We start from the raw sequence: 24,360 nt of genomic DNA, 5'->3' as shown, positions 1-24,360 counted from the left end.
TGCGCCTTGCCGTCACGCTGGTTCAACGGGGGCCCAACGCGGGAAATGCGCCCGATGGGCTGAGGCGGGGCAAGCGCTCCTCTGAGCGGGCTCGAGCATCAACCCTTCGCAAAGGCCTCCAGCGCCTCGCCGGTCATCCGGTATTTGATCCATTCGCTCTGCGGCTTGGCACCCAGGCTGTCATAGAACTGGATCGATGGGGTGTTCCAGTCCAGCACGCTCCATTCGAAGCGCCCGCAGTCCTTGTCCAGCGCGATGCGCGCCAGGTGGCGCAGCAAGGCTTTGCCCGCGCCGCTGCCGCGGTGGCTGGGGTCCACGTACAGGTCTTCCAGGTACAGGCCATTGCGCCCCTGCCAGGTGGAGTAATTGAAGAAATACACCGCAAAGCCGATGGCCAGGCCATCCTCCTCGCAGATCAGCCCATGCGCGGTGGCACCTGCACTGAACATGGTCTTGTGCACATGGGCCGGTGTGGAGAGCACCTCGTGCTCGGCGTTTTCATAGACCGCCAGATCGCGCACAAAGCGCAGGATGGTATCGGTGTCGTCGATGGTGGCGGGGCGAATGGTCAATGGCATACGGAAAAGCCGCGTAGGGCGCTGGCAAGCAAAAGCTCAATCGTACAACGGCAGCCAGGCGTGCACGGCCCAGGCCAGCACAATGCCGCAAACCACGCCACCCAGAATCTCGGCAAGGCTGTGGCCCATGCGTTCGCGCAGTGCAGTGGTCGCCGCCGCCGGGGCCTGCTGCTGTAGACGGTTGATGGCCTGCGCATGCTTGCCTACCTGCCGGCGCAGGCTGCTGGCATCCAACACGACGATGAATGCCAGGGTCAGGGCAACGCCAAAAGCCGGGTGGTCAATACCATGCTTGAAAGCAACCAGCGCAGCCATGCTGCTGACGATCGCGCTGTGGTTGCTGGGCATGCCGCCATAGCCAATCAAGCCAAAGGCGGGCTTGCCCGCGCGCCAGCTGTTGATCAGAAACTTCAGTGAGCCGGCCACCAGCCAGGCCAGCAGCGGGGTCAGCAGATAGGACAGATCCATGCTTATCCTTTCAGTCCCGCCAGCGCCCACAGGCACACCAGCACCCATGCCAGTACCGTCAGCAGCAGCGGCAGATCGCTGAGCAAGGCATCGGTGGGCGACTCACCGCCGTCGAGCTTTTCCACCACATACCAGTAGCGAAACAGCCCGAACAGGACCAGCGGAATCGACACCACGAGTTGCGGGCGGACCGACATCACAAACATGCTGTAGAACAGCAGGGCACCGGTCGCAGCGATCTCGGCATAGCGCTCCACCAGCGACACCGAATATTTCTGCAAGACTGCCCGGGCTTCGGTACCCGTTTGCAGCAATTCCTGGCGCCGCTTGAGCGCCGCAAGATACAGCGCCAGACACAAGGTGGTGACAAACATCCAGGAGCTGATTGGCACCTGCAGCGCCTGCGCGCCGCCCCATACGCGCAGTACAAAGCCGATGGCGATCGTGAAAATATCCAGGACCGGCTGGTGCTTGAGGTAGTAGCTGTAGGCCAGATTCAGCACCAGGTAGGCGGCAATCACTGGCAGCACCTGCGGGGCCCATGGCCAGGCGGCCAGCAGCAGCGCATACAGCACCAGCAGCAGCAGCAGCGCCTGGCGCACCGTGACCAGGCCCGCGGCGAGGGGGCGGGTCCGGGATTTGCGGGGGTGCTTGCGGTCCTGATCGATATCACGCAGGTCGTTGACGATGTAGGTAGCCGAGGAGGCCACACAAAACAGCAGCATGGCCAGCAGCGCCTGGACTACGGCATGCCGGTCGGTGAACGAGCCGGTGAATACCAGCGGTGCCAGCACAAAACCGTTCTTGATCCACTGGCGTGGCCGCATCAGGCGCAGCAAGCCGAGCAGGCGTTGAGAGGGCGAAGCAGTGGTCGCGGGCATGGCGCTATCTTGCAGCACGCAGACGCTCTAGTACGCCAAAAATGGCACCTAACCAGAGCAGGATAAAGCCCGGCAGGAAGACGGCTGCATGGCGCTCTACCTCGACCATACCGTCGCCAAACACCGAGCTAAAGATGCTGTAGAAGCACAGCAAGCCGCCGATCCAGATGGCATGTGCCCACAGGGATTGGCGACCACGAGGCAGGAGCGCATAGACAAATGCCGCTGCTGCCAGCATGGCCATGACAGCAACCATTGCCAGGTACAGACCTCGTGGGGCACTGACGATCAGAGATGAGGGCGAACTGGCATACATGCCCGGAGACAGCTCACTGGCACGGTAAGGATAGAGTTGCGGGAAAAAGCCATAGACCGGTTTGTAGGCCTCCACGCCCGCGAGCAGCGTCTTGGCAATAGTCGCTGGTTGCTTGACTGCCAGGTTCAGCAGCTTTAAGCGGCTGATGCTGGCAACCTCCGGGCAGATATTCTGTTTGAGGCCATGGTTGAAGGCATGCGCGCCAATGCCGGCCATCTGGGCGCATTCAGGGCGCAGACCCAGGCTGACTGCAGCTTCTTCAGGGTTGCGGGAGTGCATCAGCACGCCATAAAAGATGGTGTCGGTGCGGTTGACGCGGTCGATGCCAGCATAGAACTCCTGGCTTTGTGCGGGGCGCAGATAGCTATGGCACAGGCTGGCCAGCAGTACAGCGCAAAGCATCGCGGTGCTGTGCAGGCGGTACTGCCTGCCATTGAAGAGCAGGAAGAAGGCCGTCAGCACGATGGCCAGGTAAAAGTACTGCTGGTTGGAAAACCCGAGCATGAAAGTCAGCAACGCGAGCAGCAGCGAGGCCCAGGGACTGCGCGAGAACGCATCCAGGCGGCAGGCCAGCAAAGCCGTGACGACAAATAACGAGAAGAACAGGCTGCTGAAGACCGGGTAGAGCGACTGGAAATACAGCAAGGTGCTCATGTCCCACCACAGCAGCACAAAACAGGCACTGAGAAACACGCGCAGGCGCATGCTGCGCAAGGCCCACATCAGCGCGGTATAGGCCAGCAGCACGATGACCCATTTGGCATAGGCCAGGTGCTGGATGGGGAAGGTGTCGCCCACGCTGTGGCCCAGCTTGAGTGCGCTGAGGTAAATGGTTTCAGCCGTCGGATTGCAAAACTGCCACAGCCTTTCGCCGTTGTAGTGCAGCTGCGCGACCACCCGGTCAGGCGCAGGGCTGTGGAAGGCTTCGGACTGGGCATCAAAGTTCCAGATGCCTACGCAGCCGGAGGTGCGCAGGAAATCGAAATTGTTGGGGTAGCCGAGCACAGGCGAGTGCGCGCTGAACACCAGAAAACGAACTGTACCCAGCAGCACTAGCACGGCAATGAGCAGCCAGGGCCCGCGGGCACCTGGGCGGTTGGAGACAAAGGCTTGCATGGGCGCTATTGTCCGTTGCCCGCCAGCACTTTCTGCACGATCTGGAAATGGTCCTCAAAAAACTCGGCCTCGCGGGCGCGTATCGCATCGATGCTGAGCCAGAAGGCCTCGGCTGCATCATCGTCGGCACGCACCGCAGGCTTGGGGCTGCGCTGCAGGTCGAAATAGTGCACATGGGTGATGGTGCGGCCACGCTGGCTGCGGTCCGGGTGGTCGAACACGGTGACCGACTGCAAGCTGGCCTGCAACTGGGCCTCATTCAACGCGCAATGCGTCTCTTCCTGGAGTTCGCGCAGGCACGATTGCCAGAGGCTGTCGCGCGGCTCGACAAAGCCGCCGGGCAAGGCCAGCAGACCCTTGCCGGGCGCATGGCCACGGCGAATCACCAGCACATCATTGCCGCAGCGCAGCAGCGCATCGACGGTCACGAAGACCGGCGGGTAGGGCGCTGCCGCCCAGGAGGCCTGGTAGCGGCGCAGCATCTGCCATTCGGTTTGCAGTGCGGCGTATTCGGGGGTGGCGCGGAACTGCTGCAGAAATTGCAGCGAGCTGGCCGGCAGCATGCCGGCCAAGGCGGCCAGGCCTGCTGCGGAATCATTGCCTTGCAAGCCAAAGTAGGCGTCGCGGATGGGGGTGGCGTCAATGCTGTTCTGGCGCGGCAGGCTGACCAGCTCCCAGCCGGGAAAGTGGGCCAGGTAGCTGCTGCTCTCGTCCTTGAAGTGGCCCACCAGGCCAATGCGGGCGCCGGGCTGGCTATGGCTGGTGACGGCTTCGCGCACGGCCGTGACCCAGCGCGGCTCGTCGTAGTAATCGCGGATGGGCACAAACACCAGGCGCGCCGCATCGGCCGGGCTCAGTGCTGCGGCAAACATCTGCGCACGCTCTTGCCAGGTGAAGGGGTTTTTCGGGCTGCGGGCCTGCAGTGCCGATCCCAATACCACCACCACCTTGCTGGCGCGGGCAAGCGCGTGCTGCAGCAAGGCCAGGTGGCCCAGGTGCGGCGGCTGGAAGCGGCCAATCAATACCGCCAGGTCATAGTGCTCGTTAGCTGCGCTCATATCTCGTTGTCTTGGTGCCTGCTGGTGTGCTGGTTGGGGATTATGCGCTGGGCATGCGCCGGCTCGCTTCAGGGGTAGTAGGCCGCAATCGGCATTTGCCGGCCGGTGCCAAAGGCGCGGGGGCGCAGGCGCAGAATGGGCGGCGCCTGGCGGCGCTTGTATTCGCTGCGGTGGACCATGCGCTGCACCTTGGCGACGGTCTGGCGGCCCGCGTCCGTCTGCGCCAGCCGCTCGACGAACTGCTGGGCGGCGTTGAATTCCAGGGTCGACAGGCGCTGGCCTTCAATCAGGATCTTGAGGATCTCGTCGAGCACCGCATAGGGCGGCAGGCTGTCCTCGTCCTTCTGGTCGGGGGCCAGCTCGGCCGATGGCGGCTTGTCGATGATGGCCTCGGGGATCAACTCGCGCCCGGCGCTGGCGTTGAGGTGGCGCGAGAGCGCGAAGACCTCCGTCTTGTACAGGTCGCCCAGCAGCCCCAGGCCACCATTGGTGTCGCCATACAGGGTGCAATAGCCTACGGAGATTTCGGACTTGTTGCCCGTGGTCAGCAGCAGATGGCCGAAGGCATTGCTGTACTCCATCAGGATGGTGCCGCGAATGCGGGCCTGAACGTTCTCCAGCGGCAGGCCCTGCAGTGGCGCGCCAAAGCTGGTCTCGAACTGCCGGGCATAGCCCTGTACCAGGTCGGCAATCGGGTGGGTGTGCAGCGCAATGCCCAGGTTGCGGCACAGTGCCACCGAGTCGTCCACCGAGCCGCTGGAGGAGTAGCGCGAGGGCATGGTGATGCCGACCACGTTCTCGGGGCCGAGTGCCTCTGCTGCCAGCGCCAGGGTGAGCGCGGAATCGATGCCGCCCGAGCTGCCCACGACGACCTGGCGAAAGCCGCAGCGGCGCGCATAGTCGCGCAGACCCAGAATGATCTGCTGGCGGTAGAACTCCATCGTCGGCAGGCCTTCTGCCGGTGGGCGGGCAGGTGGCGTGCCATCGGGCAGGCAGAAGCCGCCGTTGTCAAAGCCCAAGGTGCAGACGGTTTGCACAAAGCGCGGCGCTTCCCAGACGATGCCGCGCTCGGGCTGCACCGCAAACGATGCACCATCGAACACGATCTGGTCCTGGCCCCCGATCTGGTTGACATACAGGATCGGCAGGCCGTGGCGGCGCGCGGCCTGGCTGAAGATCTGGTGGCGTTCCTCGCGCTTGCCCAGGTGGCTGGGGCTGGCGTTGATGCTGACGACCACATCGGGGGCCGCATCGGCCATGCGCTCGAACGGGTTGGTCGCGTAGTCGGCACCGCTGTCGTTCCAGCCGTCCTCACAGATCAGAAAGCCGACCTGCATCTGGCCGATGCGCAGCACCTTGGCCACATCGCGGCCCGGCTCGAAGTGGCGGCGCTCGTCAAAGATGTTGTAGGTGGGCAGCAGCTGCTTGTCGTACTGCAGGCGGATGGCGCCGTTGTGCAGCACCAGCAGGCTGTTGTGCAGATGCTTGCCCGGGCCGGCGGCGCGGGTAGGCGCGCCCAATACCCAGTGCAGATCGGGCAGCTGCTGGCTCTCTTGCAACAGGCGCGCAATGCCGGCATCCACGCGGGCCAGAAAATCGGGCTCGTCGAGCAGATCGCCGGGGTAGTAGGCGGTCAGTGACAGCTCGGCAAAGACGACCAGCTGCGCGCCTTCGGCCTGCGCCTGGCGGGCGGCGGCCACCATCTGGTCGATATTGCCATCCATGTCGCCGACGGTGGGGTTCAGTTGGGCCAGGGTGATCTTGAGCATGGCGGCTCCTTAATGCGTCACATGGAACACTTGCTTGAGGTAGGCGAGGTAGGTCTCGTCGTCGCACAGGGTCTTGCCTGGGCTGTCACTGAGCTTGGCCACCGGTTGGCCATTGGCGTGGGTGAGCTTCATCACGATGTTGAGCTGCTTGAGACCCATGTCATTGGCAAGTTGCGTACCTATGCCAAAACCGCACTGGATGCGATCGGCGAAGTGCTGGTAGAGTGCCAGCGCGCTGTCCAGGGTCAGTCCATCGGAGAACACCAGGCGCTTGGAATGCGCATTGATGCGCAGCTTGGCGTAGTGGGCCAACGCTTTTTCGCCCCATTCATAGGGGTCACCGGAGTCATGGCGCAAGCCGTCGAACAGCTTGGCAAAGTACATGTCGAAATCGGCGAGGAAGGCATCCATGCCCACCGTGTCGGTCAGTGCGATTCCCAGGTCGCCCCGGTACTCTTGCACCCAGTCTTCGAGCGCGGCGATCTGGAAATCGCGCAGCCGCACGCCGTGGGCCTGGTAGCTTTGCAGGTATTCATGGGCCATGGTGCCGATCGGCACCAGGTTCAGGTCACGGGCCAGCAGCACATTGGAGGTGCCCTTGAACCACTGCGCCGTCTGCGTGGCAAAAGCCTGCACCACCTCGCGCTGCCAGGGGGCCGAAAAGCGCCGGCGCACGCCAAAGTCAAACAGCTCAAAAGGGTGGCGGTGCTTGGCCTCTTGCGCCAGCTCCTGCAGCCGCACGATCTTGGCGCCCAGGCGCTTGCGCCCTTCGGCCAGCGCGCTGGCCTGGTCAAAGCGGCGGAAGTACAGCTCGTTGACGATGGAGAGCACAAAGATCTCGAAGCCCATCACATGCACCTGGGGGCCATGGGCGACGATATGCAGGCCATCGCCATCGCCATCGGGCTCGACCTCGATGAAATCACGCTGGAACTGGAAGATGCGCAGAAAGTCGATGAAGTCGCTCTTCATGAAGCGCAGGCTGGCCAGGTAGTCGAGCTCATCCTTCTTGAACTTCAGCGCGCACAGCGCGTCGATCTCGGCGCGCACCTCGGCCAGCAGATCGACCAGCGGAAACTCGGTCTGCGAGCGGCAGACAAAGCGGTAGGTGGACTGGGTCTGCGGATGGCGATGGAGCATGGCCTGCCACATCGTGAACTTGTACAAATCGGTGTCGAGCAGGCTGGTGATGATGGGCTGCATACCGCGTCTTTCTCTGTCAAAAATGAGAGCTGCCAGCGCCAGTTCAGTCCGTGCTGGCGCTGAAGTATTTATAAATGGAAAGCAGTGCTGGTGCAGCAGCGTACACCGATGGCGCGCATCTGCTGCAAAAAGGTTTCTTGGGCCGCTTCAAAGCCAGCGACGGGGCTCATGCAGTCGGTCAGCAGGACGATGCGCGAGAAATCCTCGGCACCCCAAAGCGGCCCCATATGCTGCACGATGTGCTCGGTGGTGGCACGCACGCAGTGGCTGCCCGCCTCACCGGCAATCACCAGCGTATCGGCCTGCGCCAGCTGCTGCAGCAGGGCGGTGTTGAGTCCGGTGTCCGCATCCTGCGGATCGGGCACCTCGGCGCAGATGGCGCTGTAGTGTTCGGTGTAGGGGTTCATGCCCTTGAACACATGCTTGACGGCGCGTTGGCGCTGGCTCTGCCATTGGCGGCAGGCATTCAGGATGCTGGCGTGCACGCCGTGGCCGATGCTGCCGATTTCGCAGTGCAGCGGCCAGACCATCAAGGTGTAGCGGCCCTGCGCTTCCAGTGCATCCAAATAGGCGAGGCTGCGGTCCTGCTCGTCCGGGTTGCGGGGCCTGAAGCTGCCGTCGCGCAGCTGCGCGGCCGTGATGGCGGTAAAGGGCTGCACCGGGCTGCCATCGCCTTGCTGCCAGAAGGCGGGATGCGCAATGTCGTAGGCCTGGTGGGAGTCGAGCGTGACGGTGATGCCATCGAGCTGAGAGGCATGCTGCAGCAGCCATTGCGCCAGGCGTTGCATGTCTGCATGGGCGCCCGCCACAGGCAGGCTGGGGGCAAATGGCGAGGGGTTTGCCGCACTGCTGGGGCGCCAATCTGGCGGCAGGTCGCAAAAGTCGTTTTGCGGGTCGATGATGAGCAGCTGTGTGCGTTGGCGCATGTCTTTCTCCTTCAATGAATGCCAGTCTACGCCTGTTAAAATAATTTTGCAACTAACTGATTGTGGGGCCGGCAGCAAATCCTTGGCCTGAAGCCTATGTTTGTATTGATTCCGGGTAGCTGCGGCGGCATACTTCCCTTTATGAGAAAGACTTGGTACAGAAATGATGCAAAGTGAAACCGCCTTGGGCCAGGTGCTGACCACCGTGGATGTGGTGGTGCTGACCTTGGTGGACGGGGTGTTGAGCGTCGTGCTGGTGCAGCGCGAGCGCGCGCCGTTTGCCGGGGTGTGGGCTTTGCCGGGCGGCTACATCCATGCGCAAGAAGACGCCGATGCCCATGCCAGTGCCGCCCGTGTGCTGCGCAGCAAGGCGGGGATTGAAGACGCTTATCTGGAGCAACTGGCCACGTTTACCGGCCCGGCACGGGACCCGCGCGGCTGGTCGGTCGCCATCAGCTATTGCGCCCTGATCCCGCAGCAGAAGCTGCCGACCCATCGGCCCGGGCTGAAGCTGGTGCCGGTCACTGCCACCGGCCAGTTGCCGTTTGACCATGCACAAATCCTGCAGGCCGCAGTGGCGCGGGTGCGCAGCAAGAGCCAGTACTCCTCGCTGCCGGTGCATTTCTTTGGCGAGAGCTTTACCTTGCCGCAGTTGCAGCAGGTCTATGAAAGCATTTTGGGCGAGCCGCTGAACAAGGTGAGTTTTCGGCGCAAGATGGACGAGCTGGGCATGCTCGAGCCCGTGCCCGGCGAAATGCAGGCTGGTGGCGCGCACCGGCCTGCACAGCTGCACCGGGTGCGGCCGGAGTTCAGGCAGCAGCTGGCGCTGAGTGCTAGAGGACTGTGAGTGCGTTGCCTTGGCTGACGAGTACCCATAAAAAAATCCGCTGGATCACTCCGAGCGGATTTCTTGTGAAGACAGACCTGAATTACTTCAGACCGGCAGCAGCACGCAGCAGCGCAGCCTTGTCGGTTCGTTGGCTTCGGCCGGGCCTGACGGCCCTTCACATCGCAAGCGATGTGAGCCTGCGCCGAAGAACCGACAAACGCGCTACGCTCAGGGCCTTACAGGCCCGCAGCAGCGCGCAGCACTGCTGGCTGTCAGCGGTCTTTGGCTTCGGCCGGGCCTGGCGGCCCTTCACATCGCAAGCGATGTGAGCCTGCGCCGAAGAACCGACAAACTCGCTGCGCTCGGGGGCCTTACAGGCCCGCAGCAGCGCGCAGCACTGCTGCCTTGTCGGTTCTTTCCCAAGTGAACTCCGGCTCCTCACGGCCAAAGTGGCCATACGCCGCCGTCTTGCTGTAGATCGGGCGCAGCAGGTCCAGCATCTGGATGATGCCTTTGGGACGCAGGTCGAAGTGCGCGGCCACCAGCTTGGCGATGTCGGCATCGGGGATCACGCCGGTGCCTTCGGTGTAGACGGTGATGTTCATCGGGCGGGCCACGCCGATCGCGTAGGCCACCTGCACCTGGCACTGGCGCGCCAGACCGGCAGCGACGACGTTCTTGGCGACGTAGCGGGCAGCGTAGGCGGCAGAGCGGTCCACCTTGGTTGGGTCCTTGCCGGAGAAGGCGCCGCCGCCGTGGGGGCAGGCACCGCCGTAGGTGTCCACAATGATCTTGCGGCCGGTGAGGCCACAGTCGCCCTGCGGGCCGCCCACGACGAAACGGCCGGTGGGGTTGATCAGGTACTTGGTGTCCTGCAGCCATTCGGATGGCAGCACGGGCTTGATGATCTCTTCGATGATGGCTTCGGTGAAGCTGGCCTTCATCTTGGTAGCGGTTTCCGACTGGTCGGGGCTGTGCTGGGTGGACAGCACCACGGTGTCGATGCTGTGGGGCTTGCCATCCACATAGCGCATGGTGACCTGGCTCTTGGCGTCAGGGCGCAGGAAAGGCAGACGGCCATCCTTGCGCAGCTGGGCCTGGCGCTCGACCAGACGGTGTGCGTAGTAGATCGGCGCGGGCATCAGCTCGGGCGTTTCGTCGCAGGCATAGCCGAACATCAGGCCCTGGTCGCCAGCACCGGTGTTCAGTTCATCATCGCTGGCCTTGTCCACGCCCTGGGCGATGTCCTGGCTCTGCTTGTCATAGGCCACCAGCACAGCGCAACCCTTGTAGTCGATGCCGTAATCGGTGTTGTCGTAGCCGATGCGCTTGATGGTGTCGCGGGCCACCTGGATGTAGTCCACGTTGGCGCCGGTGGTGATCTCGCCTGCCAATACCACCAAACCGGTGTTGGTCAGTGTCTCCGCAGCCACCCGGCTGTGCGGATCTTGGGTGAAAATAGCGTCCAAAATCGCATCAGAGATCTGGTCGGCTACTTTATCGGGGTGGCCTTCGGATACCGATTCCGAGGTGAACAGAAAATCGCTGTTTGCCATAAACAAAAAACTCCTTCGTTAACTTGGGCAATTGCGTTGCCCGAGCCTTGAGGGAGCCTGGCGAACGCTTTAGCAGTTTGTTTTTAACGTCGCCCTGCAAGTTGCTCTTTAACTCAGCGACCGACATATTCTAATGCCATTCTTGTTTCGACTGTTTGCTGCGCTGCCGTTGTGGCTATTGCATGGCCTGGGCGCTGTCCTGGGCTGGCTCACCTTTGCCGCCTCCCCCACCTACCGCCGGCGCTTTGTGGCCAATGCCCGGCAGGCAGGCTACCGCTTTGCCGATGTGAAAAAAGCGGTGGCCCATGCCGGCCGCATGGTGGCCGAGGTGCCGCGCCTGTGGTTTGGTGCCCCGCTGCCCTGTGACATCCATGGCGCCGAAGTGATCGAGCAGGCACTGGCCGATGGCAAGGGCATTGTGTTCTTGACCCCGCACATGGGGTGTTTTGAGCTCTCGGCCCAGTACATGGCACGGCGCTGGGGCGTGGTGCATGGCCCCATCACCGTGCTCTACCGCCCGGCGCGCCAGACCTGGTTGGCCAAGCTGATGGAGACGGCGCGCGCGCGTCCTGGCCTGGCCTCGGCACCGACGACGATGGCGGGGGTGCGGCAAATGATCAAGGCCTTGCGCCAAGGCCATAGCGTGGGTCTGCTGCCTGACCAGGTACCGCCCGACGGCCAGGGCATGTGGGTGCCGTTTTTTGGCAAGCCGGCTTACTCGATGACCTTGGCCGCCAAGTTGGCCCAGCAGACCGGTGCGGCTGTTATATTGGCGCGCTGTGTGCGCCGGCCTCTGGGCCGGGGCTTTGATCTGTATGTGCGCGGCCTGCAGGCCCCGCTGGCCCAGGAGGCCGAAGCCGCCGTGCTGCAGATCAACCAGGAAATGGAGCGTCTGATCCGCGAGAGCCCCGAGCAGTACCTGTGGGGCTATGCGCGCTACAAGCAGCCGCGCAGTCTGGCTGCCGCTCCCTCGGAAGGTCAAAAGCATGGGTAAGTTGTTTATCGGTTGGATGTGGCTGATGTCGCACCTGCCTTTGTCGGTGTTGCGCGGCCTGGGCTGGTTGATGGGGCGCGTGCTGTTCTATCTGGTGCCATCGCGCCGCCGCATTGCGCTGCGCAACCTCGAGCTGTGCTTTCCCGAGACCACTGCCGCGCAGCGGCGCGACTGGGCCAAGCAGAGTTTTGTGGTGTTCTGCCAAACCTGGCTGGACCGCAGCTGGCTGTGGTTCGCGCCGCAAAAGACCTTGGAGAAACGCACCCGCATGACGGGCGCGCTGCAGGAGCTGGAAGGCGATACGCCGACCATCATCTTTGCGCCGCACTTCTACAGCATGGATGCCGGGGGCACGGCGCTCACCATCCACTGCAACCGGCCCTTCACCAGCATCTTCTCGACCCAGCCCAATGCCGATGTCGATGCCTGGATCCGCAAGGGCCGCCAGCGCTTTGGCGATGTGCGCATGCTCAACCGCGACGATGGCATCAAGCCCATCATTGCCAGCCTGCGCAAGGACCATGGGTTGTTGTACCTGCTGCCGGACATGGACTTCGGCCCGAATGACTCGCTGTTCGTGCCCTATTTCGGCCAGGTGGCCGCGACCATTCCGTCGCTGTCGCGCTTTGCGCGGCTGGGCAAGGCTAAGGTGATCGGCATGTACACCCGGCTGACGCCCCAGGGCTACGAGGTCACCATCTCGCCGGCCTGGCAGGACTTTCCCAGCGACGATGTGGTGGCTGACACCACGCGCCAGAACCGCGAGCTCGAAGCCCAGATCCGCACCATGGTGCCCCAGTACTACTGGGTGCACAAGCGCTTCAAGACCCGGCCGGAAGGCGAGCCCTCGCTCTATGCATAAACAACCAAGGCCCTTTCGGGCCTTGGTAGTGTTGTGCCTTGGCGGGCGTTTGGCTTATTGATCGTCCGCAGGGGCCTCTGGCGCCGCAACAGCGGCCTCGGGGCTGGCCAGCCCTTCCGGGTGCGACCACTGCCACAGCAGCTGGGCCACCTTGTCCACATTCTGCTTTTTCAGCGCGCTGAACAGCATCACCTCGCCACCACCGGCATTGAGCTTGGTGATGGACAGGATCTTGGCCTGCTCGACGCGGGTCAGCTTGTCGGCCTTGGTGAGCAAAATCAAGAACTTGAGGCCTTGCTCCACCCGAGGGCGGATGATGTCGAGCAGCGCTTCGTCGAGCTCGGTCAGGCCCAGGCGCGGGTCGCAGAGCAGCACAATGCCGGTCAGGCTGGGGCGGCTGACCAGGTAGTTCACCATGACCTGCTGCCAGCGTTTCTTGTCCTCGCGTGAGACGGCCGCATAGCCGTAACCGGGCAGGTCGGCCAGCACGGCATCCATGACGCCTTTCTTGCCCAGCGAAAACAGGTTGATGTGCTGGGTGCGCCCGGGCTTTTTCGACGCAAAGGCCAGCTGGTTCTGCTGGGTCAGCGTGTTGATCGACGTGGACTTGCCGGCATTGGAGCGGCCCACAAAGGCGAACTCGGGCACATCGACGACAGGCAATTGGTGCAGTTGCGCAGCGGTGGTGAAGAAGCGGGCGGTGTGCATCCAGCCCATAGCCGCCTTGCCATCGATGCCTGGGCTTGGCGTGTCTGCAACGGCTTGGGGGGTACTAGGTGTTGTCGTCATGTGCGTTCGAGTCTATCTAAGGCATCATTGTAGAATCTGGCCGCTTTGGCCTTATACCCATAAACCAGACAAAGACCCACGATATGAAGTTGCTCGCCCCTTTGCTGACAACGGCTGTACTGGCTTTCTGTTCCGTTTCTGTGTATGCGGCGTCCGAGACGCCCAACCGGTCGCCCAAGCCAGACCTGGTCAAAGGGGAGGCCAGCTACACCGCCGTCTGCGTGGCCTGCCACAATGCCGATGGCAACGCCTCCATTGCCATCAACCCCAAACTGTCGCAGCAGCATCCCGAGTACCTGCTCAAGCAGCTGCAGGAGTTCAAATCCGGCAAGCGCAAGGACCCGGTGATGCAGGGCATGGTCGCAGGTCTGTCGGATGCGGACATGCTCAACATCTCCGCCTGGCTGGCCAGCAAACCCGGCAAGCTGGGTTTTGCCAAGGACAAGGAGGCCGTTGCGTTGGGCGAGCGCATCTACCGCGGCGGTGTGCCTGACCGCCAGATTGCTGCCTGCGCGGGCTGCCACAGCCCCAATGGGGCTGGCATTCCGGCCCAGTACCCGCGCCTGGCAGGCCAGAACGCCGATTACGTCAGCAAGACCTTGCATGATTTCCGCGATGGCAAGCGTGGCAACAGCTTGCAGATGACGGGGGTCACCGCCAAGATGAACGACAAGGAAATCAAGGCAGTGTCAGACTATATTGCGGGCTTGCGTTAGGCTTTTTCTGGGGGCTTGTGTCCGCGCCAACACATTGATGGCGCTGCGGGGCATTTTCTGGACCTCCGGGCTATCCCTAGGTGGGCCTACTAAACTTACGCGTTCTGCGAACTTGTACCCGGGTGGTGACTCCATGGTGTGCGGACTGGCAGCGCAGCAGCGGTCCTGCCCCTGCTTTTCACCGATAGCGTCGTACCATGTCTGAATCTTCTCCCCCGCCAGCGCAACTGCAGCCCCAATTGGCCCCTCGGGCTGTCTATGAGATGCTGTCGTCGATGCGCTTTGCGATTGCGCTGCTGTCGATCATCTGCATTGCCTCGGTCATTGGCACCGTGCTGCGCCAGCATGAGCCGGCCGTCAACTATGTCAACCAGTTCGGTCCTTTCTGGGCGCAGCTGTTTCTCGTGCTCAAGCTCAATGCCGTCTACAGCGCCTGGTGGTTCCTGCTGATTCTGGCGTTCTTGGTGACCAGCACCAGCCTGTGCATTGCCAAGCATGCGCCTAAATACCTGGCTGATTTGCGCCACTACAAAGAGAATCTGCGGGTGCAAAGCCTGCAGGCCTTCCACCACCAGGCCAGCGCCCATCTGGCAGAGACCCCGGCGCAAGCAGCGCAGCGGGTGGGGGCGCAACTGGCCGGCAATGGCTGGAAGGTGCGCTTGCAAGAGCGCAGCGATGGCTGGATGGTGGCGGCCAAGGCCGGTGCTGCCCACAAGATAGGCTACCTGGCCGCGCACAGCGCCATCGTGCTGATTTGCCTGGGCGGCCTGCTCGATGGTGATTTGATGGTGCGCGCGCAAATGTTGCTGGGGGGCAAGACCACCTTCAGCGGCAGCGGCATGATTGCCGATGTGCCCGAGCAGCACCGGCTGTCCGTCCGCAACCCGACGTTCCGGGGCAATCTGATCGTGGCCGAAGGCGCACAATCGGGCACGGCCATCCTCAACCAGTCGGATGGCATCCTGCTGCAGGATCTGCCGTTTTCGGTGGAGCTGAAGAAGTTCATTGTCGAGTACTACTCGACCGGTATGCCCCGGCTGTTCGCCAGCGAAGTGGTGCTGCATGACAAGGAAACGGGGGCCTCGGTCGAAAAGCGCATCGAGGTGAACCATCCCGCCAGCTACCAGGGCATCGAGATCTACCAATCGAGCTTTGAAGACGGCGGATCGCGGCTGCAACTGCGCGCAGTGCCGCTGGTGCCCGGCATGAAGAGCTTTGAGGTCAAGGGTGAGGTGGGGGCGTCCACGCAGATCACGATGGGAGAGGGGCAGGCGCCGCTGGAGATGGAGTTCACCGGCCTGCGCACCATCAATGTGGAGAACATGGGCGCCAACCCGGGCGATGCAGTGCAAGGCGGCACCGATGTGCGCAAGGTGGATTTGAGATCCAGCCTGGACAACCACCTGGGCGCCGGCAACAAGGTAACCACGCCGCGCGATCTGCGCAATGTGGGTCCCAGCGTCAGCTACAAGCTGCGCGACGCCGCCGGCCAGGCGCGCGAGTTCAACAACTACATGCTGCCCGTTGACATGGGGGATGGCCAGCCGGTGTACCTGTGGGGTGTGCGTGAAACCTTGGCCGACCAGTTCCGCTATCTGCGTATTCCCGCCGATGAGCAATCGAGCTACCGGGGATTTTTGCGCCTGAAGGCGGCACTGCAAACGCCCGCGATGCGCGAGCGGGCCGTGCAGCAGTATGTGGAGGGCGCCGTCGAAGCAGGCCGCCCGGCGTTGCGCGAGCAACTGTATGCCTCGGCCCTGAAAGCGCTGGTGATTTTTGCTGGCGATGGCCAGACAGGCGCGAGCAGCGTCACCGGCTTGCAGGCGATTTCGGCCTTCATGGAGCAAAATGTGCCCGAAGGCGAACGCGCCAAGGCCGGCGAGGTGCTGGTGCGCATCTTGAACGGTGTGCTGTTTGAGCTGATGCAGGTGGCGCGGGCTGACGAAGGCCTGGCACCGCTGGAGCCCAATGCGCAGACGCAGCGCTTCATGACCCAGTCGGTGCTGTCGCTCAGCGACGCGCTGCTGTACCCGGAGCCGCTGGTGTTTGAGCTGACCCAGTTTGACCAGGTGCAGGCGAGCGTCTTTCAGGTGGCCAAGGCCCCGGGCAAGCTGGTCGTGTACCTGGGATGCCTGTTTCTGATTCTGGGGGTGTTTGCGATGCTGTATGTGCGCGACCGGCGCCTGTGGGTCTGGCTGGCGCCGCGTGCCGATGGCAGTGCGGACGCGCGCATGGCGTTGTCGACCAACCGCCGGACCCTGGATGTGGACCGTGATTTTGAAGGCCTGAGCCACAAGCTTCTGGGCACCAGCCCTAGCGGAGAACAACGATGAATACTGCTTCCACCCATCTGCCGCCTGCCCAGGCGGGCACCGTGGTCCAAACGGTGCAACTGAGCCCCGGCTACTTCAGCAGCCGGTCGGTGTGGGACTGGCTGTTTGCGTTGGCCCTGGCAGTGGGCGGCGGTTTTGCGCTGTTTTTGTATGGCCACCATATGGATGGTTATGAAAAAGGCATCCTGATCGCATCGGTGCCGTTTTTCATCTGGCTGGGCTGGTTCTGGCGGCCCTTGCAGCTGTTGATGGTGGTGGTGGCTGCGCTGTCGCTGCTGGCTATTGGCCTGTACCGGGTCGATGGTGCAGGGCAGATCGCGCGCTCGGAAACGGTGTTTGGGCTCAAGTACTTCCTGTCCAGCCAGTCGGCCATTCTATGGATGAGCGTGCTGTTCTTCATGAGCACGGTGTTTTACTGGATCGGACTGCTCTCCAAGGGCGAAGGATCGACACTGACGACGGTGGGCAGCCGCCTGACCTGGCTGGCCATCGTGATGGCCTTGGTGGGCACGATGGCGCGCTGGTATGAGAGCTACCTGATGGGGCCGGACATCGGCCATATCCCTGTCAGCAATCTCTATGAGGTGTTTGTGCTGTTTGCCTGGATGACGGCACTTTTCTACCTCTACTTCGAGGCGCATTACCAGACGCGGGCGCTGGGCGGCTTTGTGATGCTGGTGGTCAGTGCCTCGGTCGGATTTCTGCTGTGGTACACGGTGGCCCGCCAGGCCCATGAGATCCAGCCACTGGTGCCCGCGCTGCAAAGCTGGTGGATGAAGCTGCATGTGCCGGCCAATTTTGTCGGCTACGGCACCTTTGCGCTGGCTGCGATGGTGGCACTGGCCTATCTGCTGAAGGCGGCCACGCAGCGGGCGCTGTGGATCGGCCTGGTGCTCGTGCCTATGCTGGTGCTGGTGCTGCCGTTGGCGGCCTTCCGTGTCTGGGGTGATGAAAGCCTCTACCCCTCGCTCGACAAGACCTTGCGCATGGCCTTGCCGCTGGAGCTGTTCTTTGCGCTGATGATCGGGTTGCGCCACTGGATCAACCGGGGCACGCCGCGCCTGCAGATCATGGATGACCTGATGTACAAGGCGATCGCCGTGGGCTTTGCGTTCTTCACGATTGCCACCGTGCTGGGGGCGCTGTGGGCGGCCGAGGCCTGGGGCGGTTACTGGAGCTGGGACCCCAAGGAGACCTGGGCGCTGATCGTCTGGCTGAACTATGCTGCCTGGCTCCACATGCGCCTGGTCAAGGGCCTGCGCGGTGCAGTCTCGGCCTGGTGGGCACTGGTGGGCCTGGTGGTGACGACCTTTGCCTTCCTGGGGGTGAACATGTTCCTGTCCGGCTTGCACAGCTACGGTACGCTGTAAGCGGTACGGACCAGGCTTACTGCGGGCGTTGCGGCTGCGGCGAGATCGCCTGCTGGGGCAGGGTGTAGTTCTGGTTGTCCATCAGATCGACCCCGCACATCAGGTGGTCGAGCCAGTCAAAGAACTGGGCGATGGCCGGGCCCATGATGGGTGCGCCGTGCTGGGGCACGATCAATGAAATATCCAGCTGGCGCGCCATGGCCACCCACAGGCGCAGCACCTTGTTGGACACCATGTAGCGCCGGTGAAAGCCTTCCATGCGCGGAATATGGGGGGCCAGATCGGTCACCGGCGTGCGTGCGATATAACCATCGGTCATCGAGACACCCAGGTCCCCGGTGAACAGGATGCGGCTGATCGGGTCGTAGAAGTGGAAGTTGCCTTCCGCATGCAGAAAATGCGCGGGCAGGATGTGCAACTGGCTCTGGCCCAGCGGCAGAATGCCACCGGGGTCCTGCACAGGAATGACCCGGTTTTCCGTCTTGCCGACCTTGGTGAAATGCGGCACAAAGCGCTCCCAGACGCGGGAGATCACCAAGGACGCACGGGTGGAGGTGAGCCAGCGGTCCAGTGAGGCGATGATGTCCGGGTCGGCATGCGATGCGATCAGGTAGGACAGCTTGTGCGGCGAGAAATAGCGCACCATGCCCATATACAGTTCATTGAAGGCGAGGTTGCCGCCCGGGTCGATGATGGCGCCGGTGCCATGGTCGACAATCAGGAACTGGTTGGCCTGCACGGCCTGCGCATCCTCTTCCACCAGATCGGTGAACATCAGACAAGCATGCTGCTCGTCACGGTACAGTTCCACAGGTTCCAACGCCATCTCTTCCGCCCACATATCAATTGCAACGGGCGTGACTGTAACGGGGTGTAGTGGATTGGACCTTGAGGTGGATCAAGGATGCAGGCGGGGTGGGCTGGATTGCCGCCGCCGCTTTCATCAGGGCCTGGCAGGGGCCTGCATCACCGGGGACGGCTGCAACTGGGGCTCAGGCCGGTCCGGTGCACTGGGGTCCAGCGTCTGCGGCAAGGTCGCCCGGTTGGCTGCTGCAGGCTCGGTCGGCAGGTACAGAGGCCCACGCTGGCCACAAGCTGCCAATAGTGCCGCACCGGTGGCAAGGACAAAGGTCCTGCATACAATTTGGTAAATACTCCACATTGAAGCATTGTAATGAACGAACTCGAATACCTGGATGCCGCGGAAAAACTCTTGCTGGCGGTTGAGCAGACCTGCGACCGCATCAATGATGAGACCGATGCCGATATCGACGCCCAGCGCGTGGGCGGCCTGCTGACCCTGGTCTTTGCCAACCGCAGCCAGATCATCATCAACCTGCAGCCTCCGCTGCATGAGGTATGGCTGGCGGCCAAATCCGGCGGCTACCACTACAAGTGGGATGGCAGCGTGTGGCGCGATACCAAGACCGGTAACGACTTCTTCGCCGACCTGACGCGCGATGCCGCAGTCCAGTCAGGTCTGCCGCTGGTCTTCAAGGCCTGAAGCGGATCGCCCGCAAAAAAGGCCAGTTCGTAGCGATACGGACTGGCCTGGTGGCTGGGTGCTGCTGCGTCAGTTGCGGAACAGGTCCAGAATCTTGTTGCGCTCATCAGCGTTCGGTGGCGGCACCATGGTGTCGGAGGCGGGCGCCGGCGAGTCCAGTCCCAGATTAGGCGCGCTACGGGCGTACTCTTCGTAGAGCCAGTCACCGCCGACGTTGACCAGTCCGCTGGGAGGCGTCATCTTGGCCACCGGCACATCCTTGAGCGCGTGCTGCATGTAGTTGATCCAGATGGGCAGACTGAGGCCCCCACCATATTCGCGCGCACCCAGACTGCGGGGGTTGTCATATCCCATCCAGACAACGGCCGCATTGGTGGGCTGGAAGCCCGCAAACCACGCGTCCACCGAATCATTCGTGGTACCGGTCTTGCCATAGATGTCAGGGCGCTTGAGTTGGGCCTGGGCCTTGGCAGCCGTTCCGTAGCGGGCAACGTCCTGCAGCAGCGAGTCCATCACGAACGCATTGCGGGCATCAATGGCGCGGGGCAGGTCGTCGGTAGCGGGCGGCGTGAATTCGGACAGCACATTGCCCCGGTGGTCGGTGATTTTGGCAATCAGATAAGGATTGACCCGGTGCCCGCCATTGGCGAATACCGAATAGGCAGCCACCATCTGCATCGGTGTGACCGAGCCGGCGCCCAGCGCCATGGGCAGGTAGGGGGGCTGCTTGTCGGCATCAAAGCCGAACTTCGTGACCCATTCCTGGGCTTTTTTCGGGCCCACCGACTGCATCACGCGGATGGTCACCAGGTTTTTGGAACGGGCCAACGCCTGGCGCATCGTCATGGGGCCATCGAAGCGCCCATCAGAATTTTTGGGCTCCCAGGGCTGTTGCCCTGCCGATCCGGGGAAGCTCAGCGGAGCGTCATTGATCACGGTCGTGGGCGAAAAACCTTTTTCCAGCGCTGCAGAATAGATAAAGGGCTTGAAGCTGGAGCCCGGCTGGCGCCATGCCTGGGTCACGTGGTTGAACTTGTTCTTGTCGAAATCGAAGCCACCGACGAGTGCCTTGATGGCACCGCTGCGCGGATCGAGAGAGACGAACGCGCCTTCGACCTCGGGCAGCTGGGTCAGCTCCCAGGTTTTCTTGGCGGTTTCCATGATGCGCACCACAGCGCCGGGGCGCAGCTTGGTGTTGGGTGGCGCCTTGTCGCTCAGACCGGATTGCACCGGCTTGAGGCCCTCACCGGTGATCTCGATCGGATCACCATCGGCGCGGATCACCACGACCTTGCGCGGTGCGGCTTCCAGCACGACGGCAGAGAGAATGTTGCCATTGTCCGGGTGCTGGGCGAGCACCTCGTCGATCGCCTCGTCGCGCTCCTGGCCTGCTGCGGGCAAGGTGATGAATTTCTCCGGACCGCGATAGTGCTGGCGCTTTTCATAGTCCATGATGCCCTTGCGCAGCGCGTCATAGGCAGTTTCCTGGTCGCTGGCGATCAGCGTGGTGTAGACATTGAGGCCACGGGTGTAGGCTTCGTTGCCATACTGCGCAAAGATCAGCTGGCGCGCCATCTCGGCCACATACTCCGCATGCACCCGGTTGTCTGCATAACTGGAGCGGATCTTGAGCGGCTCCTCGCGTGCCTGGCTGGCCTGGGCCGGCGTGATGAACCGGTTTTCTTCCATCCGGTCGATGATGTAGAGCTGGCGAATGCGGGCGCGCTTGGGGTTGCTGATCGGGTTGTAGGCTGACGGCGCCTTGGGCAGGCCTGCCAGCATCGCTGCTTCGGCCACGGTCACATCCTTGAGCGGCTTGCCGAAGTAGGTCTCCGATGCGGCGGAGAAGCCATAGGCGCGGTTGCCCAGATAAATCTGGTTCATATAGATTTCCAGAATCTGATTCTTGCTCAAGGTGTGCTCAAGCTTCAGGGTCAGCAGGATCTCATATATCTTGCGGGTATAGGTTTTTTCAGACGATAGATAGACATTGCGGGCTACCTGCATCGTGATCGTCGATGCACCCTGGGCCTTTTCACGCCCCAGGTTGGCGAGCAAGGCACGCGCCATACCCTTGTAGTCCACACCGCTGTGCTCGAAGAAGCGCGTGTCCTCAATAGCCAGCACGGCATCCACCATCACCTTCGGAATTTCGCTGATGGGCGTCAAATTGCGGCGTTCTTCACCGAACTCGCCCAACAAGGCGCCTTCTGAGGAGTAGACCCGCATCGGCAGCTTGGGGCGGTAGTCGGCCAGTTCCGAGACATCAGGAAGGTTGGGGTAGGCCATGGCCAGGCCCACGGCGACGACCGCAGCACCGGCAATGGCACCTGCGACCAGCAAGGCCAGCAGCCAGCCAAAAAACTTCAGCGTTTTGGTGGCAAAGCTCGAGGGCTTGGACTGCTTGGGGGACTTGGGAGGTTTCTCAGGCGTTCTGCGCGAGATCGGAGCGTCTGGATTCATGGGGTCAGACCGTCGAGGGGAGCTTGCATAAGCAGGGGATGCTATCACGCGCCTGCTTCGCGTGGCGTTGGCGCCGGTTTTGATTTAGCTTGTGACAAATGTCATGCGGCGTCCAATGTTTCCCTTGTATCGTATTGTTTTGACAACGAATCGGCGCGGCGAGCAGGTGGTTCTTTGCTGGGCGACTATCTTGCTGATAGCATTCATAAGGGGTGTTAAGTTTTGTAGCTCAATATAGAGCAAATTAGGGAGGAGCCCATCTTGGTCTCAATGGGATCTTTGTTCCGACGCCAGCCGCCTAGCCTCTTGGGGATAGATGTGAGCGCGTCGAGCATCAAGTTGGTTGAATTGGGGAGGAGTGGTAGCGGTCAATTCATTGTTGAACGCTGTGCGCAAGAGCTGCTGGAGCCAGGCTGGGTGACCGAGTCGGGCATCGAGCGCTTTGACGAAGTGGCCGATTCCTTGCGCCGCTTGGTCAAGAAAAGCGGCACCCGCACCAAGCAGGCGGCACTGGCGTTGCCGCTTTCTGCCGTTATTCAGAAAAAAATCGTGCTGCCATCGGGGCTGTCAGAGCTCGAGATGGAGTTTCAAGTTGAATCAGAAGCTAACCAATACATACCATTTTCCCTCGACGAGGTGAACCTGGACTTCTATGTGATCGGTCCGTCCTCCAATTCGGTAGGCGATGTCGATGTTCTCATCGCGGCCGCACGCAAAGAGACGGTACAGGACCGGCAAGGCCTGGCCGAAGCGGCAGGCCTCAAGCCCGTGGTGCTGGAGATCGAATCCAATGCCACCGCGCTGGCTGCCCGGCGCTTGATCGGCAACATGCCCAGCAAGGGCAAGGATGCATTCATTGCCATTTTCGAGATTGGGGGCAGTGCGTCGTTCCTGCAGATCATCCACAACAACCAGGTGATCTATGAGCGCGACCAGTCTTTCAACGGCGGCCAGCTCACGCAGATGATCATGCGCCAGTATGGCTTCTCGCAAGAAGAAGCGGAGCAAAAGAAGCGCGGCAATGACCTGCCCGCGGATTACAAGCAGGTGGTGCTGCGGCCTTTTGTCGAGAGCATCGGGCAGGAGATCAACCGCGCCCTGCAGTTTTTCTTCACCAGCACCCCCCACAACCGCATTGACCATATCTTGCTGGCTGGTGGCTCGGCGGTGCTCAGTGGTCTGACGGATGCAGTGATCGATGCGACCGGCTTTGCAGCCTCTGCTGCCAATCCGTTTGAAGACATGGTGATGGATGCGGCAGTGCGCACGCGCAGCAAGAGCAAGGACTTCACGACCTATCTCACCGCCTGTGGACTGGCGTTGCGGAGGTATGCGGCATGATCTTGATCAATCTGCTTCCGCACCGCGAAGCTGCGCGCAAGAAGCGCAAGGAAAGTTTCCAGGCATCGATGCTGGCCGCTGCGCTGGTCGGCGCGCTGGTCTGCGGCGCCGTCTACATGTTCTACCAGTACAAGATCGACCTGCAAGGCCAGCGCAACGCGCTGTTGACGCGCGAGATCAAGGCACTGGATGTCAAGATTGCCGACGTTGCCAAGATCGACGCGGAGATCGCTGCATTGAAGGCCCGGCAAAAGGCCGTTGAAGATCTGCAGTCCGATCGCAACCTGCCTGTCCATTTGCTCAATGAGCTGGTGCTCCAATTGCCAGACGGCGTCTACATCGAGAGCCTCAAGCAACAAGAGCAGACCGTGCAGATCCAGGGCATTGCCCAATCCAACGAGCGGGTGTCCGAATTGCTCAACAGCCTGGCCACCAAGACGCCGTGGCTGTCCAAGCCTGAGCTGGTCGAGGTGGTAGGTACGACCACACAGATCAATACCCGTGAGAGAAAGCGGGTCGCTGGCTTCAACCTGCGTTTCGGCTTGGTGCGCTCCAGTGATGTGGAGCAGGCCCACAACGCGCAGGCGCTGAAAAAGTAAAGGCGACCATGGCAACGAAAAAAAATATGCAAGTGGGAGAGGCGCTGCAAGGCTTTCAGCGCCAGTTTCAAAACCTCGATCCCAAGGACCCCTCTGTCTGGCCGGCTGCTCCTCGCGCGGTCTTGTTGGTGTTTATTGCGGCACTGGTGATTGGTTTGGGCTGGTATGCCTATTTGAGCAGCTTTGAGGACGAGCTGTCTGTGGCGCAGGCCGAAGAGCTCAAGCTCAAGGAAGACTACAAGACACGTCTGCGCAAGGCGGTCAATCTGGATGCGCTGCGCAAACAGCGCGAGCAGGTGTTGCAGTACGTGACCCAGCTGGAAAAACAATTGCCCAGCAAGGCGGAAATGGCTGCGTTGTTGTCCGATATCAACCAGGCCGGTATTGGCCGCAGCCTGCAGTTTGACCTGTTCAAACCGGGTCAGACCGTGGTGCGGGACTATTACGCCGAGTTGCCAATCACCTTGCAGGTCAATGGCAGGTACCACGATATTGGCTTTTTTGCGGCGGACGTCGCCAATCTCTCGCGCATCGTGACCTTGAACAACATTGCGCTGGCGCCCGCCAACAAGGAAAGTGCGACGTTGGTGCTGAACGCTACCGCAAGAACCTTCCGCTATCTGGATCCGCAAGAGCTCCAAGAGCAGCAAGCGGCGAAATCCAAGCAGAACGCGAAGAAGTAAGGTGGA

General features: G+C 61.9%; 23 protein-coding genes. 10 read left to right on the top strand and 13 right to left on the bottom strand.

Annotated elements, in window-relative coordinates:
• Positions 1-98: 98 nt before the first annotated feature.
• From ACHWUQ_RS00635 to ACHWUQ_RS00600, 8 genes are all read right to left on the bottom strand, one after another.
• Positions 99-578: a GNAT family N-acetyltransferase gene (locus tag ACHWUQ_RS00635; protein ID WP_312417389.1), complete on the bottom strand. Its 480-nt coding sequence runs from the start codon at positions 576-578 to the stop codon at positions 99-101.
• Between the two features lie 36 nt (positions 579-614).
• On the bottom strand, positions 615-1,046 hold the full coding sequence (locus ACHWUQ_RS00630; RefSeq protein ID WP_313329986.1) for a divergent PAP2 family protein: 432 nt from the start codon (positions 1,044-1,046) through the stop codon (positions 615-617).
• Between the two features lie 2 nt (positions 1,047-1,048).
• Positions 1,049-1,927 (bottom strand): decaprenyl-phosphate phosphoribosyltransferase, encoded by an 879-nt coding sequence (locus ACHWUQ_RS00625; protein ID WP_312833768.1) that lies wholly within the window; start codon positions 1,925-1,927, stop codon positions 1,049-1,051.
• Positions 1,928-1,931: 4 nt separating this feature from the next.
• A complete protein-coding gene (locus ACHWUQ_RS00620; RefSeq protein WP_394680043.1) occupies positions 1,932-3,359 on the bottom strand; it encodes a hypothetical protein in 1,428 nt (475 codons plus the stop codon).
• Between the two features lie 5 nt (positions 3,360-3,364).
• The gene (locus ACHWUQ_RS00615) at positions 3,365-4,417 is read right to left on the bottom strand and encodes a bifunctional nicotinamide-nucleotide adenylyltransferase/Nudix hydroxylase (RefSeq protein ID WP_312458471.1); all 1,053 of its coding nucleotides are present in this window, start codon (positions 4,415-4,417) and stop codon (positions 3,365-3,367) included.
• A 68-nt stretch (positions 4,418-4,485) separates the two neighbouring features.
• The gene (locus ACHWUQ_RS00610; protein WP_394680042.1) at positions 4,486-6,186 is read right to left on the bottom strand and encodes an NAD+ synthase; all 1,701 of its coding nucleotides are present in this window, start codon (positions 6,184-6,186) and stop codon (positions 4,486-4,488) included.
• A 9-nt stretch (positions 6,187-6,195) separates the two neighbouring features.
• Complete coding sequence (gene pncB, locus ACHWUQ_RS00605) at positions 6,196-7,389, bottom strand: nicotinate phosphoribosyltransferase (protein WP_394680041.1); 1,194 nt, start codon at positions 7,387-7,389, stop codon at positions 6,196-6,198.
• Between the two features lie 68 nt (positions 7,390-7,457).
• Entirely contained in the window at positions 7,458-8,315 is an 858-nt protein-coding gene (locus tag ACHWUQ_RS00600) for a cysteine hydrolase (RefSeq protein WP_394680040.1), read from the bottom strand.
• 166 nt (positions 8,316-8,481) lie between these two features.
• Here ACHWUQ_RS00600 and ACHWUQ_RS00595 point away from each other — a divergent pair, with 166 nt between their 5' ends.
• Positions 8,482-9,162, top strand: a complete 681-nt coding sequence (locus ACHWUQ_RS00595) for an NUDIX domain-containing protein (protein WP_312458491.1) — start codon at positions 8,482-8,484, stop codon at positions 9,160-9,162.
• Positions 9,163-9,515: 353 nt separating this feature from the next.
• On the opposite strand, the gene metK is transcribed toward ACHWUQ_RS00595, so the two are convergent.
• Complete coding sequence (gene metK / locus ACHWUQ_RS00590; RefSeq protein WP_021026133.1) at positions 9,516-10,700, bottom strand: methionine adenosyltransferase; 1,185 nt, start codon at positions 10,698-10,700, stop codon at positions 9,516-9,518.
• A gap of 133 nt (positions 10,701-10,833) precedes the next feature.
• Here metK and ACHWUQ_RS00585 point away from each other — a divergent pair, with 133 nt between their 5' ends.
• A complete protein-coding gene (locus ACHWUQ_RS00585; protein ID WP_239810718.1) occupies positions 10,834-11,694 on the top strand; it encodes a lysophospholipid acyltransferase family protein in 861 nt (286 codons plus the stop codon).
• Positions 11,687-12,556 (top strand): lipid A biosynthesis acyltransferase, encoded by an 870-nt coding sequence (locus ACHWUQ_RS00580; RefSeq protein WP_312416650.1) that lies wholly within the window; start codon positions 11,687-11,689, stop codon positions 12,554-12,556. The genes ACHWUQ_RS00585 and ACHWUQ_RS00580 overlap by 8 nt, the downstream gene beginning before the upstream one ends.
• A gap of 54 nt (positions 12,557-12,610) precedes the next feature.
• Here ACHWUQ_RS00580 and yihA read toward each other — a convergent pair whose 3' ends face one another.
• Entirely contained in the window at positions 12,611-13,345 is a 735-nt protein-coding gene (gene yihA, locus ACHWUQ_RS00575) for a ribosome biogenesis GTP-binding protein YihA/YsxC (RefSeq protein WP_394680039.1), read from the bottom strand.
• 83 nt (positions 13,346-13,428) lie between these two features.
• Here yihA and ACHWUQ_RS00570 point away from each other — a divergent pair, with 83 nt between their 5' ends.
• The 3 genes from ACHWUQ_RS00570 (at position 13,429) to ccsB (ending at position 17,764) form a co-directional block, all read left to right on the top strand.
• Complete coding sequence (locus ACHWUQ_RS00570; RefSeq protein WP_312833763.1) at positions 13,429-14,061, top strand: c-type cytochrome; 633 nt, start codon at positions 13,429-13,431, stop codon at positions 14,059-14,061.
• A 197-nt stretch (positions 14,062-14,258) separates the two neighbouring features.
• A complete protein-coding gene (locus ACHWUQ_RS00565; RefSeq protein ID WP_394680038.1) occupies positions 14,259-16,394 on the top strand; it encodes a cytochrome c biogenesis protein ResB in 2,136 nt (711 codons plus the stop codon).
• On the top strand, positions 16,391-17,764 hold the full coding sequence (ccsB, locus tag ACHWUQ_RS00560) for a c-type cytochrome biogenesis protein CcsB (RefSeq protein WP_239810722.1): 1,374 nt from the start codon (positions 16,391-16,393) through the stop codon (positions 17,762-17,764). Before ACHWUQ_RS00565 ends, ccsB begins: the two co-directional genes overlap by 4 nt.
• 16 nt (positions 17,765-17,780) lie before the next feature.
• Here the strand turns inward: ccsB and ACHWUQ_RS00555 are convergent, their stop codons facing one another.
• Positions 17,781-18,590 carry an MBL fold metallo-hydrolase gene (locus tag ACHWUQ_RS00555; RefSeq protein ID WP_239810723.1) on the bottom strand — a complete coding sequence of 270 codons (810 nt, stop codon included), beginning with the start codon at positions 18,588-18,590 and terminating at the stop codon, positions 17,781-17,783.
• Positions 18,591-18,707: 117 nt separating this feature from the next.
• The gene (locus ACHWUQ_RS00550; protein ID WP_239810724.1) at positions 18,708-18,926 is read right to left on the bottom strand and encodes a lipoprotein; all 219 of its coding nucleotides are present in this window, start codon (positions 18,924-18,926) and stop codon (positions 18,708-18,710) included.
• A gap of 12 nt (positions 18,927-18,938) precedes the next feature.
• On the opposite strand from ACHWUQ_RS00550, the gene cyaY reads away from it, so the two are divergent.
• Positions 18,939-19,268, top strand: coding sequence for an iron donor protein CyaY (gene cyaY, locus ACHWUQ_RS00545; protein WP_239810725.1), 330 nt, complete (start codon positions 18,939-18,941; stop codon positions 19,266-19,268).
• A gap of 69 nt (positions 19,269-19,337) precedes the next feature.
• Here cyaY and ACHWUQ_RS00540 read toward each other — a convergent pair whose 3' ends face one another.
• Positions 19,338-21,731 (bottom strand): penicillin-binding protein 1A, encoded by a 2,394-nt coding sequence (locus ACHWUQ_RS00540; protein ID WP_394680037.1) that lies wholly within the window; start codon positions 21,729-21,731, stop codon positions 19,338-19,340.
• 261 nt (positions 21,732-21,992) lie between these two features.
• On the opposite strand from ACHWUQ_RS00540, the gene ACHWUQ_RS00535 reads away from it, so the two are divergent.
• The 3 genes from ACHWUQ_RS00535 to ACHWUQ_RS00525 are packed head-to-tail and all read left to right on the top strand — an operon-like array spanning position 21,993 to position 24,354.
• Complete coding sequence (locus ACHWUQ_RS00535; RefSeq protein ID WP_312529338.1) at positions 21,993-23,072, top strand: pilus assembly protein PilM; 1,080 nt, start codon at positions 21,993-21,995, stop codon at positions 23,070-23,072.
• Positions 23,069-23,671 carry a PilN domain-containing protein gene (locus ACHWUQ_RS00530; protein WP_239810727.1) on the top strand — a complete coding sequence of 201 codons (603 nt, stop codon included), beginning with the start codon at positions 23,069-23,071 and terminating at the stop codon, positions 23,669-23,671. The genes ACHWUQ_RS00535 and ACHWUQ_RS00530 overlap by 4 nt, the downstream gene beginning before the upstream one ends.
• 8 nt (positions 23,672-23,679) lie before the next feature.
• On the top strand, positions 23,680-24,354 hold the full coding sequence (locus ACHWUQ_RS00525; RefSeq protein WP_239810728.1) for a type 4a pilus biogenesis protein PilO: 675 nt from the start codon (positions 23,680-23,682) through the stop codon (positions 24,352-24,354).
• The last annotated feature ends 6 nt before the right edge of the window (positions 24,355-24,360 follow it).

The organism is uncultured Comamonas sp. (assembly GCF_964277875.1).
In the GTDB taxonomy this organism is placed as follows: Bacteria; Pseudomonadota; Gammaproteobacteria; order Burkholderiales; family Burkholderiaceae_C; genus Comamonas; species Comamonas sediminis.
This window is presented reverse-complemented; position numbering and strand designations above follow the sequence as displayed.